The 20822-nt window shown below is 59.1% G+C and carries 10 protein-coding genes; 9 read left to right on the forward strand and 1 reads right to left on the reverse strand.

The features are described from left to right. The first annotated feature begins 214 nt into the window (after window positions 1-214). The 8 genes from I6L36_RS21140 to I6L36_RS21190 all read left to right on the forward strand — a co-directional run bounded on the left by I6L36_RS21140 (window position 215) and on the right by I6L36_RS21190 (window position 18647). Window positions 215-2359 carry a type I secretion system permease/ATPase gene (locus tag I6L36_RS21140; protein ID WP_216986908.1) on the forward strand — a complete coding sequence of 715 codons (2145 nt, stop codon included), beginning with the start codon at window positions 215-217 and terminating at the stop codon, window positions 2357-2359. After that, entirely contained in the window at window positions 2352-3767 is a 1416-nt protein-coding gene (locus I6L36_RS21145; RefSeq protein ID WP_010675165.1) for an HlyD family type I secretion periplasmic adaptor subunit, read from the forward strand. Before I6L36_RS21140 ends, I6L36_RS21145 begins: the two co-directional genes overlap by 8 nt. Window positions 3768-3802: 35 nt before the next feature. After that, the gene (locus tag I6L36_RS21150; protein ID WP_010675164.1) at window positions 3803-5134 is read left to right on the forward strand and encodes a TolC family outer membrane protein; all 1332 of its coding nucleotides are present in this window, start codon (window positions 3803-3805) and stop codon (window positions 5132-5134) included. Window positions 5135-5233: 99 nt separating this feature from the next. Next, window positions 5234-5992 carry a transglutaminase-like cysteine peptidase gene (locus I6L36_RS21155; protein WP_223917454.1) on the forward strand — a complete coding sequence of 253 codons (759 nt, stop codon included), beginning with the start codon at window positions 5234-5236 and terminating at the stop codon, window positions 5990-5992. A gap of 3 nt (window positions 5993-5995) precedes the next feature. Further along, window positions 5996-7921 carry an EAL domain-containing protein gene (locus I6L36_RS21160; protein ID WP_103858280.1) on the forward strand — a complete coding sequence of 642 codons (1926 nt, stop codon included), beginning with the start codon at window positions 5996-5998 and terminating at the stop codon, window positions 7919-7921. Window positions 7922-8189: 268 nt separating this feature from the next. Next, window positions 8190-17246 carry a retention module-containing protein gene (locus I6L36_RS22110; protein WP_254203453.1) on the forward strand — a complete coding sequence of 3019 codons (9057 nt, stop codon included), beginning with the start codon at window positions 8190-8192 and terminating at the stop codon, window positions 17244-17246. Between the two features lie 87 nt (window positions 17247-17333). Beyond that, window positions 17334-17891: a hypothetical protein gene (locus tag I6L36_RS21185; RefSeq protein ID WP_109112813.1), complete on the forward strand. Its 558-nt coding sequence runs from the start codon at window positions 17334-17336 to the stop codon at window positions 17889-17891. 54 nt (window positions 17892-17945) lie between these two features. After that, complete coding sequence (locus I6L36_RS21190) at window positions 17946-18647, forward strand: SIMPL domain-containing protein (protein ID WP_010675156.1); 702 nt, start codon at window positions 17946-17948, stop codon at window positions 18645-18647. Window positions 18648-18808: 161 nt separating this feature from the next. Here the strand turns inward: I6L36_RS21190 and I6L36_RS21195 are convergent, their stop codons facing one another. Further along, window positions 18809-20185: an amino acid permease gene (locus tag I6L36_RS21195; RefSeq protein WP_104454345.1), complete on the reverse strand. Its 1377-nt coding sequence runs from the start codon at window positions 20183-20185 to the stop codon at window positions 18809-18811. Window positions 20186-20541: 356 nt separating this feature from the next. On the opposite strand from I6L36_RS21195, the gene I6L36_RS21200 reads away from it, so the two are divergent. Further along, a complete protein-coding gene (locus I6L36_RS21200; protein WP_109112814.1) occupies window positions 20542-20817 on the forward strand; it encodes a hypothetical protein in 276 nt (91 codons plus the stop codon). The last annotated feature ends 5 nt before the right edge of the window (window positions 20818-20822 follow it).

The following is a 20822-nucleotide window of genomic DNA, read 5'->3' on the forward strand; positions in this document are numbered from 1 at the left end:
GGCATATTTCTTGGCAACATCAGGTGCCCGGCATGTCCCCTCCGTTTCCGGCATGAAAATCTGTGAGGGAGGCGAGACATGCAGTGTCCCGGCTCTGTGCGCTAATCGGGTTGTGGGTCTGGGTGGCGCGGTCTGTTCTGTTTTTCCGGCTCGCCGCCGGGCTTTGGATATTCGGCCCCGAGACAACCTTCTGAATCATGTTTGATGGGATGCTATGCAAGCAGAAACCAGCCATATAGATGAACTGTTGGAGTGCCTGGTCTTTTTGACCCGCTTTTACGGGGTGCCCAACAGTCAGGATGCTCTCACCACCGGCTTGCCACTGGTCTCCGGGCGTCTCAGCACGGCGCTCTTCAGTCGTGCCGCCGAGCGGGGCGGTCTCTCTGCCCGCGAAGTGATCCAGCCCCTTGAACAGATCTCTTCCCTGCTGCTGCCCTGCGTCTTGCAGACGCGCAATGGCGGCGCCTGCATCTTGCTTGAATGGAATGAAGAACGGACCCAGGCGAGGGTCATCTTTCCCCAGGCCGGAGACGCGGCCCAATGGGTCAGTCTTGCCCAGCTTGGTGACGAGTACAATGGTCGTCTGTTCTACGTCAAGCGGCAGTTCAAGTTTGATGAGCGCTCGCCCAAAGTGCTGGAGACCCGTGATGGTCACTGGTTCTGGAGCACCTTGTTCGAGTCCCGCGGTATCTATCGGGATGTGCTGGTGGCCTCGATCCTCATCAACCTGTTTGCCATCGCCAGCCCCCTGTTCACCATGAACGTCTATGACAAGATTGTGCCCAACCTGGCATTCGACTCCCTCTGGGTGCTGGCGGTTGGAGCCATGGTGGTGTTCACCTTCGACTTCGTGATGCGCCAGCTGCGCAGCTACTTCATCGATATTGCAGGCAAGAAATCCGACGTGCTCTTGTCGGCCAAAATCTTTGCCAAGGTGATGGGCATGAAGATGGAGTCCAGGCCTGCGTCGACAGGTGCCTTTGCCAAGCACTTGCAGGAGTTTGAATCGGTGCGCGAGTTTTTCACGTCGGCCACCGTCTCCACCCTGATCGATCTGCCGTTTGCCATCTTCTTCCTCTTCATCATCTGGATTTTCGCCGGTGTGATGGTGGTGGTGCCCATCATCGCCATCCTGATCCTGGTGGCCTACAGCTTCTACATTCAGGCACCGCTGAAGCAATCCATCGAGGAGGGCTCCCGACTCGCCTCCCAGAAGAACGCCAATCTGATCGAAAGCATCTCGGGCCTTGAGACCGTGAAGATTTTCGGGGCCGAGAGCATGTTCCAGCACCGCTGGGAGCAGGCGGTGTCCCACATCTCGACCTGGGGCGTGCAAACCCGGCGCATCACCAACTCCATGTCTTCTCTGGCGAGCTACATCCAGCAGGTGGTGACAGTGGGACTGGTGATCGTCGGTGTCTACCAGATCTCGGAAGGGTTGGTGACCATGGGGGGCATGATAGCGGCCGTGATGCTGTCGAGCCGGGCCATCGCCCCCATGGTGCAGCTCTCGGTACTCTCCACCCGCTACAACCAGGCCAAGTCGGCGCTCGAGATCCTGGAGAAGATCATGATGACGCCGGGTGAGCAGGAGGAGGGCAGGCAGTACATCCACCATCCGGTCATCCAGGGGCGCATCGAGTTTGAAAATGTCTCCTTCAAGTATCCGGGCATGGAGAGCAGAACCCTGCACAACATCAACTTGCGCATCGAGCCGGGTGAGAAGGTGGCCATCATCGGACGCATCGGTGCGGGTAAAACCACGCTGGAGAAATTGCTGATGGGCCTCTATCGCCCGACTGACGGCCTGGTGCGTCTGGACGGCTTTGAGCTGGACCAACTGCCGCCGACCATCATTCGCCGCAACATCGGCTGTGTGCCGCAAGATGTGACCCTCTTCTTTGGTTCAGTTCGGGACAACATCATGCTGGGCAATCCCCTGGTGGACGATGCCCGTGTCTTGCGCGCCGCCAAGCGGGCCGGGGTCACCAACTTTACCAACCGGGATCCCAACGGTCTCGACAGACAGATTGGCGAAGGGGGGCGTCAGCTCTCCGGTGGCCAGCGTCAGTCCATCCTGCTGGCTCGCGCCCTGCTCAATGATCCCCCCATTCTGGTGATGGACGAGCCGACCTCCAACATGGACAACCAGTCAGAGATGCACGTGAAGCAGGAGCTGGCGCGGCTCGGCCCCGAAACCACCCTTATCCTCATCACCCACAAGACCTCCATGCTGGATGTCGCTTCCCGGGTCATCGTCGTGGAGCAGGGGAAGATAGTGGCGGACGGTCCCAAAGAGGTGGTGTTGCAGCAATTGAAGGAAGGCAAGGTGCGGGTGCAGGAGACGGCGAATGGCTAACCACTGGTTCAAGAAAACGCCCTCAGATACGGTCTTGCCTGCACCCGAGCATCTTGAGTACGTGGATGACGGCGCCGCCGCCGTGCTGCTGACGACACCCACCCGTGCCAGAGTCCTGCTGTGGGCCTGCTTCCTGTTTTTTGTCAGCGCCATCGTCTGGGCAGCCTGGGCAGAGCTGGATGAAGTGACAGTCGGCCAGGGCAAGGTGATACCGTCGCGCCAATTGCAGGTGATCCAGAACCTGGAAGGGGGGATCGTCAAGGAGATATTCGTCAAGGAGGGGGACATCGTCGAGAAGGGACAGCCGCTGCTGCGCATCGACGATACCCGCTTCAAGTCGGATTTTCGCGAACGGGAGCAGGAGCTGGTCACCCTCAAGGGGGATATCGCCCGCCTGCGCGCCGAAATTCGCAGCGTGGTGGTCAAGAACGAGCCCAATCTGGGCTGGCGTGAACAGGTTGCCATCGACAAACAGGCCATCGAGTTCCCCGAAGGGTATGAGAATGTATTTGCCGAATATGCCGCCCGTGAAAGATCGGTGCAGGAGGCGCGGTTAAACAACCTCAAGAACCAGCTCTACATCCTGGGACAGCAGATCGAGCAGAAAGAGCAGGAGACCATAGAGCTCAATGCCAAGATCCGGACCGTGGGCCGCAGCGTTGATCTGGCTCGTCAGGAGCTGAACATCAGCCGTCCTCTCGCAAAAGAGGGTATAGTTCCTCAAGTGGAGCTAATTAAACTGGAGCGGCAGGTCAACGAAATGCAAGGGGAGCTGGAGGCGAACCGCCTGCTGGTGCCTAAGCTTAACTCGGTACTGCGGGAGACCATCTCGAAGCGAAATGATATCGCCCTGAAATTCCGGGCGGACTCCCAGACCGAGCTGAACGAACGTCAAGGCAAGTTGAGCCAGTTGTCGGAGGGTCAGGTCGGCCTCAGGGACAGAGTCGATCGTACCAGTGTGATCGCGCCTCTCAAGGGGACCATCAAAAAGCTCAAGATTAATACGCTGGGTGGGGTCGTTCAGCCGGGCATGGACCTGATGGAGATAGTGCCGCTGGAAGATACCCTGCTGGTTGAAGCCAAGGTGTCGCCCAAGGACATCGCGTTCCTCAGACCAGGACTGGAGGCCGTGGTCAAGATAACTGCCTATGATTTCACTATTTATGGAGGTTTACATGGCAAGGTTGAACAGATAAGTGCCGACTCAATCCAGGATGAGGAGGGCAATTCCTTCTATCTGGTGCGAGTACGAACCGAGAAGAGTTATCTGGGCGATGAGCTTAACGCACTTCCCATCATCCCCGGTATGTTAGCCAGTGCAGATATTATTACTGGTAAAAAAAGTGTCCTAGACTACTTGCTGAAACCCATCTTGAGGGCTAAGCAGTCGGCACTGAGAGAACGATAAGCCAACAATCTAAAAACAACATGACTGGAGATACCATGAAGAAGACGATTGTTGCCATGCTGGTTAGTGGCACCATACTGTTCCCGGGCCTGAGCCAGGCACAGACGCTGGAACAGTCAGTGGCGCAGTCACTGGCTACCCATCCGAAAATCAAGGAAGCTTTTGATCTCTATCAGGCACGACTGTATCAGCATGATGGAGCCAAGGGCGGCTATTACCCCACCATTGATCTGCGTGGTGGCGTCGGTTACGAGAAGACTGACAGTCCCTCGACCCGTGCCGCAGGTCCCAATTCACAGACGATCGATGACTCCATGACGCGCAAGGAGGCCGGGATCAGCCTTCGCCAGATGCTGTTTGACGGCTTTGATGTCAGCAGCAACGTGGCACGGACCGATGCCGCCGCCCAGGCCCAGCGCCTGGCGATGATCTCCGAGGCGGAGAACACGGCCCTGCGCGTGGCCGAGGTCTATCTCAACATGCTGCGTCAGCAGGAGATCCTGGAGCTGTCCAAGCAGAACCTTGAAACCCACGAGCAGATCCGCAGTGACATCCAGAAACGGACCGACTCCGGTCTTGGGTCGACCGCTGACCAGACCCAGATCGACGGTCGTGTGGCTCGGGCTTACTCCAATCAGGCGGCGGCGGAGAACAACTATCGGGATGCCGAGAGCGAGTTCATCCGTGTCGTCAATGAAGTGCCCAAGGATCTCGTTCAGCCAGTACCGAACACCCAACTCCTGCCCGCAACACTGGAAGATGCGCTGAAGACGGCAACAGAGGTTCACCCGACCCTGCTGTCATCTCTGCAGGACATCGAAGAGGCGAAGTACCAGCATGAAGGCTCCAAGTCCGGGTTCTACCCGAACGTGGCCTTTGAAGTGGATCAGAACTGGAACGAGGACATCGATGCGGTCAAAGGCCGTAACGACGATCTCACCGCCATGGTCCGGATGCGTTACAACCTGTTCCGCGGTGGGTCCGATCTGGCAGAAAGTAAGGCAACCTCAGCGCTCTATTCCCAGGCCAAAGACATTCACATGAATGCCTTCCGTCAGGTGGAAGAGGGGACCCGCCTCGCCTGGAACGCCAAAGAGTCGCTGGCCAAGCAAAAAGTCTTCCTCAAAGAGCACGTGGACGCCAGCTATGACACCGTACAGGCGTACAAGAAGCAATTCGGCCTGGGCCAACGGACCTTGCTGGACGTGCTGAACACGGAGAACGAACTGTTCGAGGCTCGCCGCAGCTACATCACTGCCGAGTACGACTCCCTGTTGGCGGATTATCGTATCCTCAATGCCACCGGTGGTCTGCTCAATGCCCTGAATGTGCAGCAACCGGCTGAATGGCAGGCCAACAACAACTGATGGCCCTGCCACTGATGTCATATCAGGCAAGGGGAATGGCTGCAGCGTGCTGCAGTCATTCTTTTATGCGTCCGGCGGTCAGGGGATGATGGCGGCGTCATGACACAGAAAGAAGTGGCATCGACAGGTTGGAGCCGACGTGATGGGTATCGAGCTGTCGCAGGTGCACGTGCGCCCTGGCGGGTTCGCCTGCTGTGGCTGGCCCTGCTGGCGATCCCCCTGCTGCTCAGCGCCAGCCAGCCTCTCTCACCGGAGGATATGAAACTGGTCAAGCGCGCGGAGGAGACCTATGGCCCCAGGGCCGGCAAACGGGTCACCAGCTGGCGCACTTTGGCAATGCAGAACAAGGCGGCGGGGCTGACGGATCGGCAGAAGCTGGAGAAGGTGAACCAGTTCTTCAACCAGATGCGTTTCATCGATGACATCAAGTTGTGGCACAAGAAGGATTATTGGGCGACACCGCTGGAATTTCTGGGCGCAGCGGGGGGAGATTGTGAAGACTTCAGCATTTCCAAGTATTTTACCTTGCTGGAACTTGGCATCCCTGATGAAAAAATGCGAATGGTATATGTCAAGGCATTGGATTATAACCAGTTTCATATGGTCGTTGCCTACTATGAGACGCCTGCGGCAGTACCCCTGATTCTGGACAATCTTGTCGGATCAATTCGCCCGGCGACCCAACGGGCGGATTTGTTGCCAATTTACAGTTTTAACGGTAGTCACTTGTGGCTGATGAAGGCGCGTGGTCAAGGGGAACTGGCCGGGCAATCATCCCGCTTGGGATTATGGACAGACTTACGCAATCGCATGACATCGGGGCGATTGGCTCGGCCTGCGGTCAATTTGGATGATTAACCTATGACGCTCTACAGACAACTATTGGCAACCATGCTGCTGCTGTTCGGATTGCTGTTTGCCGCCACCTATTGGGTGCAATTCAATTCGACCCGCAACTACCTGGCGCAGCAGCAGGAGACCACCGTCATCAATACGTCCACCGCACTGGGTCTGGCGCTGACCCCCTATCTGGAGAACGGCGACAAGGTCAGTGCCGAATCCGTGATCAAGGCGGTGTTCGACGGGGGTTACTACAAGCTGGTCCGTCTCGATCTGCTGGCCTCCAAGGATGTCATCGAGCTGGAGAACAGCAGCCATATCGAAGGGGTCCCACAGTGGTTCATTGGGCTGGAGCTGTTCCCTGAAGTGGCCAATGAATCGATTTTGACGTCGGGTTGGCTGCAACTGGGCAAGCTGAAGGTCGTCGGCCACCCTGGACAAGCCTACTACGAGCTTTGGAAAGGAATGAGCGAACTGGCCACCTGGTTCCTGGTCGGCTTTCTCGTCACCACTCTCTTGCTGATGCGGGCGCTCAATTATCTGCTCAAACCGCTCAAGCTGATTTGCGATCAGGCGGTTGAAATCGAGCTGCACCATTTCGGCCACGCCATTCCCGAGCCCAAGACCCGCGAGCTGCGGCAAGTGGTACAGGCCATCAATACCCTTTCCAGCAAGCTTGCCGTGCAGTTCAAAGAGCAGGCCGACGAGGCCGAGAATCTGCGAGCCCGCGTCTATGTGGATGCCGTCTCCGGGCTTGGCAACCGCTCTTACTTCGTCGGGCAGGTCAATGCCTGGATTGCGGAGGCCGGGCAGGGCGGGGTCATGCTGGTGGCCGTCGACATGCTGGACGATCTCTATCGGGAAGAGGGCTTTGCTGCAAGGGACAACATGGTCAAATCCATTGCACAGGTGCTCAGGGAATTGCTGGATGGCTGGGATGGCGCGGCGCTGGCCCGGATCTCGGCGACGGAGTATGCCTTGCTCTGCCCCACCGATGATCTGTCTCAGCTCAAGGAGCTGGCGGAGCTCATCAACAGCCGTATCGCCGATCTGGTTGTCAATCCCATGGGAGAAAGCGGTGCGCTGTCCGTCGTCGGCATCGCTGGCCGTGATGGCAATGACGATCTCTCGGCCCTGCTGACGAAGGCGGATAACGCCCTTGGCAAAGCGCGCAATGAGCGGCGCGGTGCCGTCGTGATGGAAGGCGGCAATGAGCAGGGACTGATGGGACGCCTTGCCTGGCGAGACCTGGTGCAGGATGCCATTGCCAGACATCTCTGGCGCTTCAAGGCACAGCCTGCATGCCGCTTCGATGATGGTACCCGCCTGCATGCCGAGTTGTTCGCGGCCATCTCGCGAGATGGAACGGATTACTTCGCAGGGCAGTTCTTGCCTGCGATCGAGCAGTTCAAGATGGGGGCCGAGTTTGACAAGGCGGTGCTGGAAGCCTGTGTCCCCTTGTTCAAGCAGCAACCGGAATTGGTGTTGGCAGTCAATATCACGGCGGGTTCTCTCTGTTCGGATGAGTTCCTGACATGGCTCAGAGGCTATCTGTCGCTGAACTTGGAGCTGAAGGAGCGACTGCTGTTCGAGATCCCGGAAGCGGCCATCATGAAACACAAAGAGTATGTGACTCATCTGGTTGAGCTGTTGCGAGAGCACGGCTTCTTGTGGGGGGTCGATCACTATGGCCGGCACTTCCAGTCCCTCGGCTATCTGGAAGAGCTGACCCCCGCTTATGTCAAGGTGGACCACGGGTATACCAGCCAGGTCATGGAACCAGGCGCCGATACCTCCTTCCTGGCGGCTGTCTGTCGGGCTGCCCACAACGCGGGTGTCACGACCATCGCCACCCGTGTGGAAGATAAACGGCAGGTTGAATTGTTGTCCAGTTTGCATATCGATGGTTATCAGGGGTTCGTTCACCCTGCATTTCCACTGGCATAAGCGGTACAACTCGATAGAAAGGGGCCCATTAAGGGCCCTTTTTTTATATCTGTTTAGAATATGTACATCATTTTTACGCGACATATAGGTAATATCACTAAAACTCGCGCTGTTACCTATTTGATTTTTATATGTAAAAAATATTCGTTCGATTCGCTGCATCGGATGAAGTCAAAGAGACTCAACCCTGTACATTTTTGCAACGGAAGCAGGACGGGGGCGTATCTAGAGTGTAGGCATCAAGATCTGTCACCCTGGAGCAATGGATATGCGCACCCAAATCATCGACAAAACCGTGGTCGTCTCTTCCGTAGAAGGCAACGTTCAGATCCTGCTTGCCGATGGCAGCAGTCGCCCTCTCCAGCCTGGCGAGATACTGCAGCCTGGCGCCAGACTCAATATCGCTGATGATGCCAAATTGATGCTGGCGCCCTACGATGACAAACCTGCAGAGGGCAATGGTGTCCCGGCAGGGACAGAGATGCCTCCAGAGGGGCAATCTTCCTCATCGGTTGCCAATCATCAGCAAGGCTCGCCTGAAGTGTCGCCAGAAATTGCGGCGTTGCAACAATCCATCCTGCAAGGGGTTGACCCGACCAAGAACTTCGAAGCCTCTGCTGCCGGTGGGGCACCTGCCGCCGGTGGTGGTGGCGGTATCGGCGGGGTCGCTGGGGCCAGTGGCAATGGTGGTTTTGTTGTCATAGATCGCATCGGAGATGCGACCATAGCCGAGGCCGGATTCGATACCGGCTATGACACGTTGATCGATCAGAATGTGCTGCAGGAAGACGATCTTCTGCCCGAGAATCAGCTCGATGATCAGGATGAGTCCGCTGTTACCCAGGAAGATCAGGCCATCAGTGGCAATGTGCTCGACAACAGCAACAATCCGGATGGTCCCCTTGATACGTCTGTCATTTCCTATAGCTGGGGCAGCAATCAGGGAATTGCTGCCGGCGTTGAGAGCACGCTGGATGGGATTGGTACGCTGATCATCAATGCCGACGGCTCCTATACCTTTACCCCTGCGCTGAACTACACAGGCCCTGTACCTGCGGTCAATTACACCGTAACGGATGGGGATGATACCAACGACTCCACTCTGACCATCACCATCACCCCTGTAGATGAGCCTGTCTCGCTGAATGGATTGCAGGTCGAGGGTGGTGAGCTTGTCCTTGAAGAAGCCGCATTGCCGGATGGCTCAGCCCCCGATGGCGCCGCCTTGACCAAGAGCAGTACCTTTACATTCAATGCGGCAGATGGAGTACAAAGCCTGACACTGGGAGGTGTGACGCTGATCAGCAATGGCCAGGTCTTGACCACCTTCCCCCAGGGGATCCCCAGTCCTTTGGGAAATCAACTGCTGGTGACCGGCGTCAGCTACAACCCGGTGACAGGGGTTGGCAGCGTGACCTACAGCTACACCCTGAACGATAACGAAACACATAACAAACCTGCAAATGATGGGGCTCTGACGGAGAGCTTCAATGTCGTGTTGACGGACCTCGATGGCGACACGACCAGTGCAGGGCTGGATGTCGTGGTGCTGGATGACGTGCCGACGGCGGTGAGCGACGTCAACCTGACGGTGGCGAGCGAGAACAACCTGGTCCTCAATGGCAACGTCATCACCAACGACGTGCAGGGGGCGGATGGCGCGGCGGTGACCGCGGGCACCCTGAGCGGGACTTACGGCAGCCTGGTGCTCAATGCCAACGGCACCTACACCTACACCCTCAACCCGAACGACGGTGACTTCAAGGCGCTGACCGGGGGCGGGGTGGGCAGCGAAGTGTTCACCTACACCCTGACGGATGCGGACGGAGACGTGAGCACGGCGACCCTGACCCTGACCATCAAGAACGACGATGACGGGGTGACCATCACCAACCTGACGCCCAAGGGCGAGGGCGGGGATGCGAAGGTGTACGAGGACGACCTGCTGGCGACCCGCGGCGCGAATGAGTCGGCGGGGTCGGACAGCAGCAAGGAGTCGACCACGGTGACGGGGGACTTCACCATCAGCGCGCCGGACGGGGTGAAGACCCTGAGCGTGGGTGGCATCAACATCGTGGTGAACGGGGTGGTGGCGGGCTTCCCGCTGAGCGGGGTGACCACGCCGCTGGGCAACACCCTGACCATCACCGGGTACAACCCGGCGACGGGGCTGGTGAGCTACAGCTACACCCTGAACGACAACGAGGCGCACCCGACGGCGAACGGCAACAACAGCCTGTTCGAAGACTTCGCGGTGAGCCTGGTGGACAGCGACGGGGACTCGGCCTCGAACACCCTGAGCGTGCAGATCGTGGACGACGTGCCGACGGCGGTGAGCGACGTCAACCTGACGGTGGCGAGCGAGAACAACCTGGTCCTCAATGGCAACGTCATCACCAACGACGTGCAGGGGGCGGATGGCGCGGCGGTGACCGCGGGCACCCTGAGCGGGACTTACGGCAGCCTGGTGCTCAATGCCAACGGCACCTACACCTACACCCTCAACCCGAGCGACGGTGACTTCAAGGCGCTGACCGGGGGCGGGGTGGGCAGCGAAGTGTTCACCTACACCCTGACGGATGCGGACGGAGACGTGAGCACGGCGACCCTGACCCTGACCATCAAGAACGACGATGACGGGGTGACCATCACCAACCTGACGCCCAAGGGCGAGGGCGGGGATGCGAAGGTGTACGAGGACGACCTGCTGGCGACCCGCGGCGCGAATGAGTCGGCGGGGTCGGACAGCAGCAAGGAGTCGACCACGGTGACAGGGGACTTCACCATCAGCGCGCCGGACGGGGTGAAGACCCTGAGCGTGGGTGGCATCAACATCGTGGTGAACGGGGTGGTGGCGGGCTTCCCGCTGAGCGGGGTGACCACGCCGCTGGGCAACACCCTGACCATCACCGGGTACAACCCGGCGACGGGGCTGGTGAGCTACAGCTACACCCTGAACGACAACGAGGCGCACCCGACGGCGAACGGCAACAACAGCCTGTTCGAAGACTTCGCGGTGAGCCTGGTGGACAGCGACGGGGACTCGGCCTCGAACACCCTGAGCGTGCAGATCGTGGACGACGTGCCGACGGCGGTGAGCGACGTCAACCTGACGGTGGCGAGCGAGAACAACCTGGTCCTCAATGGCAACGTCATCACCAACGACGTGCAGGGGGCGGATGGCGCGGCGGTGACCGCGGGCACCCTGAGCGGGACTTACGGCAGCCTGGTGCTCAATGCCAACGGCACCTACACCTACACCCTCAACCCGAGCGACGGTGACTTCAAGGCGCTGACCGGGGGCGGGGTGGGCAGCGAAGTGTTCACCTACACCCTGACGGATGCGGACGGAGACGTGAGCACGGCGACCCTGACCCTGACCATCAAGAACGACGATGACGGGGTGACCATCACCAACCTGACGCCCAAGGGCGAGGGCGGGGATGCGAAGGTGTACGAGGACGACCTGCTGGCGACCCGCGGCGCGAATGAGTCGGCGGGGTCGGACAGCAGCAAGGAGTCGACCACGGTGACGGGGGACTTCACCATCAGCGCGCCGGACGGGGTGAAGACCCTGAGCGTGGGTGGCATCAACATCGTGGTGAACGGGGTGGTGGCGGGCTTCCCGCTGAGCGGGGTGACCACGCCGCTGGGCAACACCCTGACCATCACCGGGTACAACCCGGCGACGGGGCTGGTGAGCTACAGCTACACCCTGAACGACAACGAGGCGCACCCGACGGCGAACGGCAACAACAGCCTGTTCGAAGACTTCGCGGTGAGCCTGGTGGACAGCGACGGGGACTCGGCCTCGAACACCCTGAGCGTGCAGATCGTGGACGACGTGCCGACGGCGGTGAGCGACGTCAACCTGACGGTGGCGAGCGAGAACAACCTGGTCCTCAATGGCAACGTCATCACCAACGACGTGCAGGGGGCGGATGGCGCGGCGGTGACCGCGGGCACCCTGAGCGGGACTTACGGCAGCCTGGTGCTCAATGCCAACGGCACCTACACCTACACCCTCAACCCGAACGACGGTGACTTCAAGGCGCTGACCGGGGGCGGGGTGGGCAGCGAAGTGTTCACCTACACCCTGACGGATGCGGACGGAGACGTGAGCACGGCGACTCTGACCCTGACCATCAAGAACGACGATGACGGGGTGACCATCACCAACCTGACGCCCAAGGGCGAGGGCGGGGATGCGAAGGTGTACGAGGACGACCTGCTGGCGACCCGCGGCGCGAATGAGTCGGCGGGGTCGGACAGCAGCAAGGAGTCGACCACGGTGACAGGGGACTTCACCATCAGCGCGCCGGACGGGGTGAAGACCCTGAGCGTGGGTGGCATCAACATCGTGGTGAACGGGGTGGTGGCGGGCTTCCCGCTGAGCGGGGTGACCACGCCGCTGGGCAACACCCTGACCATCACCGGGTACAACCCGGCGACGGGGCTGGTGAGCTACAGCTACACCCTGAACGACAACGAGGCGCACCCGACGGCGGACGGCAACAACAGCCTGTTCGAAGACTTCGCGGTGAGCCTGGTGGACAGCGACGGGGACTCGGCCTCGAACACCCTGAGCGTGCAGATCGTGGACGACGTGCCGACGGCGGTGAGCGACGTCAACCTGACGGTGGCGAGCGAGAACAACCTGGTCCTCAATGGCAACGTCATCACCAACGACGTGCAGGGGGCGGATGGCGCGGCGGTGACCGCGGGCACCCTGAGCGGGACTTACGGCAGCCTGGTGCTCAATGCCAACGGCACCTACACCTACACCCTCAACCCGAGCGACGGTGACTTCAAGGCGCTGACCGGGGGCGGGGTGGGCAGCGAAGTGTTCACCTACACCCTGACGGATGCGGACGGAGACGTGAGCACGGCGACCCTGACCCTGACCATCAAGAACGACGATGACGGGGTGACCATCACCAACCTGACGCCCAAGGGCGAGGGCGGGGATGCGAAGGTGTACGAGGACGACCTGCTGGCGACCCGCGGCGCGAATGAGTCGGCGGGGTCGGACAGCAGCAAGGAGTCGACCACGGTGACAGGGGACTTCACCATCAGCGCGCCGGACGGGGTGAAGACCCTGAGCGTGGGTGGCATCAACATCGTGGTGAACGGGGTGGTGGCGGGCTTCCCGCTGAGCGGGGTGACCACGCCGCTGGGCAACACCCTGACCATCACCGGGTACAACCCGGCGACGGGGCTGGTGAGCTACAGCTACACCCTGAACGACAACGAGGCGCACCCGACGGCGAACGGCAACAACAGCCTGTTCGAAGACTTCGCGGTGAGCCTGGTGGACAGCGACGGGGATTCGGCCTCGAACACCCTGAGCGTGCAGATCGTGGATGACGTGCCGACGGCGGTGAGCGACGTCAACCTGACGGTAGCGAGCGAGAACAACCTGGTCCTCAATGGCAACGTCATCACCAACGACGTGCAGGGGGCGGATGGCGCGGCGGTGACCGCGGGCACCCTGAGCGGGACTTACGGCAGCCTGGTGCTCAATGCCAACGGCACCTACACCTACACCCTCAACCCGAACGACGGTGACTTCAAGGCGCTGACCGGGGGCGGGGTGGGCAGCGAAGTGTTCACCTACACCCTGACGGATGCGGACGGAGACGTGAGCACGGCGACCCTGACCCTGACCATCAAGAACGACGATGACGGGGTGACCATCACCAACCTGACGCCCAAGGGCGAGGGCGGGGATGCGAAGGTGTACGAGGACGACCTGCTGGCGACCCGCGGCGCGAATGAGTCGGCGGGGTCGGACAGCAGCAAGGAGTCGACCACGGTGACAGGGGACTTCACCATCAGCGCGCCGGACGGGGTGAAGACCCTGAGCGTGGGTGGCATCAACATCGTGGTGAACGGGGTGGTGGCGGGCTTCCCGCTGAGCGGGGTGACCACGCCGCTGGGCAACACCCTGACCATCACCGGGTACAACCCGGCGACGGGGCTGGTGAGCTACAGCTACACCCTGAACGACAACGAGGCGCACCCGACGGCGGACGGCAACAACAGCCTGTTCGAAGACTTCGCGGTGAGCCTGGTGGACAGCGACGGGGACTCGGCCTCGAACACCCTGAGCGTGCAGATCGTGGACGACGTGCCGACGGCGAAGGATAACAGCGTTACGGTGACGGAAGCCGGGTTGCCTCCATTCAACCTCGTCTTGGTGATCGATACTTCGGGCAGCATGCTCTGGAAGATAGGCACGACCACTAATGGATCCCCGAATCGTCTGGAACTGGCCAAGAGTGCGTTGAACCACATGATTGACTCTTATGTGGCTCTGGGGGTTCCCCTGACCATCACAGTAATCGATTTTGCCAGTGGTGCTTTGCTGATCCCGCAGACGAGCGATCCCGACGTGGCCAAGGCCAGCATCTCCGGCCTGCCAACAGATGGCGGTGGTACCAACTACAATGCGCCTCTTGTATTAGCACAGAACCAATTGACAGCCGATCTAGCCAATCCGGCATTGGCTGGTTACGAAACCAAGGTCTACTTCCTGTCGGATGGTGCACCCAATGAGGGCAACGTTCCGGCAGGCTGGACAAGCTTTGTGAACAACAACAACGTGGAGGTCTATGCCGTTGGCCTCAACGTCAGTGGCAACGCATCGGCCATTTCGCAACTGGCCCTGGTGGAGGATAACGGTGACACCGTGACTCTGGTCGATAATATCAATGACCTGGATGCCACCTTGCAAGCCACAGTGCCGCCACCGGCAACCGGCAACGTGATCACCGACGTAGATGGCAGTGCTGGTGTGGATGTTGCGGGTGCCGATGGCCCCATGACCGTAGTGCAGATCAGCTTTACCGTCACCAATCCGGCTGTTTATGCCGGGGTGGCCGACAGCATCAACGGCAATGTCGTGACCTTCCTGGTGCAAGGCGGCACAACGGGTCCCATCCCGACGCCGGCAGGGGGCCGACTGACCGTGAATGCGGACGGTTCCTACTCCTACTCACCCCCCAATGATGTGGCGGCTCATACCCAGGAGGTCTTCACCTACACCATCGTGGATTCGGACGGCGATACCTCCAGCGCCCAGCTGAAAATCCTGGTACTGGATACGTCCCCCATCGTCGCCTCCGTGTTTGAAGACGGCCTGCCCACAGGCTTGCCAGGCAACAATCCTCTGCTGACGACGGTTAGTGGGTCTCTGGCGCAAATGGTGGCGGATAGCGTGGGGGTTAGCTTTGGCATGGGGTCGACGGCAGGGCTGCCTGCACTGACCTCGGGGGGCGTGGCGATCACCTATAGCATCACTCATGGTGCCGGGGTCGATACGCTGGTTGCCATGGCTGGTAGCAAACCCATCTTCACCCTGCAGGTGGAGAGTGATGGGGATTACACCTTCACCCTGCAAGGCTCTATTGATCATCCCCAGGGAGATGGAAACGATCTGGAGCTGAAGGCCCTCAACCTGTCCAGCGTGATCAGCGCACATGAAGGCGTGGACAATGTCGCATTGATCAGCAACTTCATCGTCCAGGTGGAAGATGATGTGCCCTTCGTGATGACGCCCGCCATGGGGGTCATGTTGAACCAATCGGGCGTGACCGGCACCTTCTTGCTGGATGGTGATGGTACCTTGTCAAACAACTATGGTGCGGATGGTGGGAGCATCCGCTTTGACAGTGCACTTAATGGCAGCAACAGCGGACTGACGTCCGGTGGCTTGCCCATTACTTATTCATTATCCTCAAACGGAACAGTGCTCACGGCTGCCACGGCTGCAGGGACTGTCTTCATCGCGACCTTGCAGCCTGCCTCTGCCACTTACCAAGTCCAGATGATAGGAGAGGTTGATGGTGGTCAGACTACGATAGACTTTAATGGTGGTGGCTATAACTTCGTCGGTGGCAACGGTCCTTGGGCTGGATTCACCGCTGTGGCTAATGACAGCAAGGATCTGCTGTTGACGGCGATGACGGGTGGGGTGGACGGCGGTACCGTTAATACCACAGCCAATACCGGGGGGATCAGTGGTGGAGCATCTATCGGCCTCGGTGAGGCTATGCGGATCGACTTTGTTGTCGATCTTACAGGTTCTCCTGGGAGTAGTGGGTCTTATGGCGACCCAGCCACACATGCCTTTGAGGCACACTACGACGTCAATGGTGCCTCGGCTCTGTTTACCGCAATCGGCAGTAGTGGATCCAGCGTGAAGATCGTTGCCCGTCAGGATGTAGACAATGACAACGATATAGGCGATGGAAACAAGGAGTCGTTGACAGCGGTGGCCATCAGCTTCAACGGCTCGACTAAGGTTGTCAGCATAGCTGCAGGCATGTCGCAGATTGTCTCCGTGGGAGGGCGAAACTTTACGGTGAACTTCAGTGATGATGATCCCGGTGCTGGTGTGGCCTATGTCGCAACCGTGGTGGGGGTGGTGAGCAATACCAAGTTGGCTGCCTACACGGCGGATGGGTATAACAGCCTAGAATTCCACTACGCTGCGGGCAGTGACTTCAAGATAGGGGACTTTGGTTCCAGCGTTGCCACTCCTGGGATCCCGGTCAGTCTGCAACTGCCAGTCACACTGATTGACGGGGACGGCGATGCAGTCCACAGCAATATCGGACTAAGCCTGTTGCCGGAAGCCCCGTTCACAGCAGACTATGATGCCGCCGCCAGCGCTGTGAATGTGACCTTCAACAGCACGCAAGGGCATGCCATCGGCTCCGATTTTGGGGACAGCATAACAGGGAACAGTCTGGACAATATCTTGTCGGGTGGCGCCGGTGATGATCTGCTCTTAGGAGCTGGCGGCAAGGATACCTTGGTCGGGGGAACCGGAAACGACCAGCTGGATGGAGGCAGTGGTAACGATACCTTGCTCGGAGAGTCCGGCAACGACACTCTGACGGGTGGCCTTGGCAACGACATCCTGCTGGGGGGGGATGGCAATGACCTGCTGATTGGGGGTATCGGCAGTGATACCCTGACTGGTGGGGCTGGCAAGGATACCTTCAAATGGATGGCAGGTGATGCAGGAGGCACGGATACCATCAAAGACTTCACCACGGGGGCCAATGGAGATGTTCTGGACCTGAGTGAACTGCTCAGTGGTGAGCATGCCGATGCGAGCACACTGGATCACTATCTTACCTTTGCTCCTGGTCCGGGCAGTGGCAAGTCGACACTGACCATTGATCTGGATGGAGCGGGAAGTGGCACCACGACTCATACCATCCTCTTTGACAACGTGGATCTGACGGCTGGCAAATCCAATCTGCAGATCATTCAGGATCTGCTGGATCAGGGCAACCTCAAGGTCGATCCGTAAGCAGGGTATGGGGGCCGGGTGTGCCCGGCCCCTGTTATTTGATGGAGTGGGCAGATAAGATAGCTGCAGTATCAGGAGAGGGTCACCATGCAGTCATTCAACTGGGTCGACATCGACGGCATTCGCTATAGCTGGAACGGGCAGGACAATATCGTCTGCACCGGCCGCTTTGGCTATCAGGCCACGATGACGGGTGACACGCTCAACGGTCTGGAGCTGGAGAGCGAAGATGGTGAGGTGGCGGGGTTGCTGAATGTGGACTTTGCCGCTTCTCGTATCAGCTTCACGCCGGCAGAGGATGCGCCCCTGCCCCATATGATGGTGCTGGTCGGCCATGAGTGGGGGCAGCAGGAGTATTCGTTGCAGAGCCTGAGCGATACCTCCTTGCAGGGGCTGCTCAGCCACGGTGAGGAGCTTGACTGGGGGGGGCTGGCCGTCGTGACGACGTCCGAGCCGAATCTGCCATCACAAGGTCATGTTCTGTCGTGGGATTCGTTCCACTTTGAGGATGAATCGCTGTTTGGCAGCCCGGCGCCTGCTTCCGTGATGACAAGCCATGGCAATTCAGGAGGAGGGGAGATCAGCATCAATATCGACATGACCAATCAGGTGCTGGACCAGATCCCGCCGACACACGATATATGAATCCCAATCGACGACATGCATAATGACCTCCATCTAAATGATGGAGGTTTTTTTATGTGGCGTCCCCTTCTTACCCTGTCCGCGCTGGTTGTCAGTGCTCCGTTGCTTGCCATCGAGGTTCCTCAGGCCCCCCATCTGGTCGTCAGTGGCTATGCGGAGCAGAAGGCTGAACCAGACATGCTGACGCTCAATGTCGCCGTCACGGCACTGGAGAAGCAGGGCATCAAGGCCAAACAGCAGGTAGATACCAAGGTAGCAGCCTTCTTTGGCCAGCTGGAGAGCCTCGGCATCAAGCGCAGCGACGTGGAGGCTGGCAATCTGGTGATCTCCCCCGAGTACCAGTACCCCCAGAACAAGCAACCCGAAATGGTGGGTTACCGTGCCCAGCGTCAGCTGGCGGTCAAACTCTACCAGCTCGACAAGTTGAGCCAGCTGATGGACACCGCCCTCAAGGCGGGTCTGGAGTCCGTGACCCAGATAGAGTACGGCCTGAAGTCACCACAGGTCATCAAGGAGCAGGCCCGGCTTGGTGCTGTTGCTGATGCCACGAGCAAGGCGGAATCCCTGGCCAAGGCTTTCGGCATGAAGCTTGGCAAGGTATATAGCGTTGAATACCGCAACAGTTCCCCCATGCCGGTCTATACCCGTGCCATGAAGGCTGCGGCAGCCCCTGCCGCCGACATGATGGAAAACAGCTATCAACAGCAGCAGATCAGCATCACTGACAATGTAGAAGCCGTCTTCCTGCTGGAATAACACAGCCCCTTTGTCCATCACTCAAACCCGAGGCAACCCCTCGGGTTTGTCATTGCAGGGGCTGGCAGGACAAGTGAGCCGCGAATTGGGTCAGGTGAAACGGGAATGGAATAAAAAATGCCGGTCAGTGACCGGCATTTTTGTTGGAGGAGGCTTGATGCCTAGCCCAGGTTGGTAGCCAGCTTGCGTTGGCTCTTCTGTTTGAGCAGATAGCCGATACCGAGTACCAGGACCCAGGCCGGGATCAGCTCGACCGAGATGCGGGTGCCGTCGTTCATGTACATGATCACCAGGATGGCGGCCATGAAGGCGAGGCAGAGGTAGTTGCCAAACGGGCTCCACAGTGCCTTGAACTTGGTGGTGACGCCTTCTGCAGCCTTCACCTTGCGGAACTTGAGGTGCGCCAGGCTGATCATGGCCCAGTTGATGACCAGGGCGGAGACCACCAGAGACATCAGCAGACCAAAGGCCTTGCCCGGGATCAAATAGTTGATGAGCACGCACAGCAGGGTGGCCGCGGCCGAGATGGTGATGGCGGTCAGGGGCACGCCGCTCTTGTTAGTCTTGAGCAGGGCCTTGGGGCCGTTGCCCTGCTTGGCCAGGCCAAACAGCATGCGGCTGTTGCAGTAGACGCAGCTGTTGTACACCGACAGCGCGGCGGTCAGCACCACCAGGTTAAGTACGTTGGCTACCAGGTTGCTGTCGAGCGCATGGAAGATCATCACGAACGGGCTGCCGCCTTCCACTACCTTGCCCCAGGGATAGAGGGAGAGCAGTACGGTGAGGGCACCGATGTAGAAGATGAGGATGCGGTAGATCACCTGATTGGTGGCCTTGGGGATGCTCTTCTCGGGATTGTCCGCTTCTGCTGCCGTGATGCCGACCAGCTCCAGACCGCCGAAGGAGAACATGATGAAGGCCATTGCCATCACCAGCCCGCCGACGCCGTTGGGGAAGAAGCCACCCTGGGCCCAGAGGTTGCTGACCGTGGCCTCGGGGCCGCCGCTGCCGGAGAACAGCATCCAGCCGCCGAATCCGATCATGCCGAGAATGGCGACCACCTTGATGATGGCGAACCAGAACTCCATCTCGCCGAACGCCTTGACGTTGGAGAGGTTGATGGCGTTGATCAGCACGAAGAAGAAGGCCGCCGACATCCAGGTCGGGATCTCGGGCCACCAGTACTGGACATAGATGCCGACTGCCGTCAGCTCGGCCATGCTCACCAGCACATAGAGCACCCAGTAGTTCCAGCCGGAGGCGAAGCCGGCGAAGTCACCCCAGTACTTGTAGGCAAAATGGCTGAATGAACCGGCAACCGGCTCTTCCACCACCATCTCGCCCAGCTGGCGCATGATGAGGAAGGCGATGAAGCCGCCGATGGCATAGCCCAGCAGCACCGCAGGGCCCGCCATCTTGATGGTGTCGGCAATGCCGAGGAACAGGCCTGTACCGATGGCACCGCCCAGTGCGATAAGCTGGATATGGCGGTTTTTCAGACCGCGCTTGAGCTCGTCGCCGTGTTGTTGAAGATCCATGCTTCCTTCCTTACGTCGCTGAAATCACTCGGCTCGCGTCCCGTCAGCCACAGCACTTCCTCTGCCTGGCGCGGCATCTTGTGCCGAAAACGTGACGAAATCCGTATTTATATCGTTACGGTTTGCCGCTGGCTGTTTTTTGTAGCGGCTACCAACCCGAGCAGAATAGTGATAATCGACCATTCATGCACCTGTTTTCCTCATCATTGGCTGCTATTTTGTGCGACATGCAGGTTTTTCATGATCTGGAAAGGGGTTTTTAGAGTGGTTGCTGGTTTTGTGTTCCGATGGATTTCCATCTATTGACTCAGTCTGGTTTTCATGGCCTTGTTGCCCTTTGATAAAAAGGGACTCATATGATGGAGCGTATTGTCGGTGGCCTAGTGATGGTCGTGCTCTGGTTCGGGATCTGGCTATCCCCCATGTTGCTGACGATGGCGATGAGCAGCCTTGTTGTCTGGGGCTGGTTGGGAGCGGATTACCTGGTGAACCACATCGCCATGGTGCTCATCCTTGCTGCCGGGATGGGGCTGGTGCCAGCCTGCTGGCTGAGCGAGCGAGTCCGCAAGGGCAGGGGACTCATTAATTTTCACGGCATGTTGATGAACAACAAGGAACTCAACAAGCCCTGAGCCTG

It is taken from the genome of Aeromonas sp. FDAARGOS 1406 (genome assembly GCF_019048565.1).
Taxonomy (GTDB): domain Bacteria; phylum Pseudomonadota; class Gammaproteobacteria; order Enterobacterales; family Aeromonadaceae; genus Aeromonas; species Aeromonas caviae.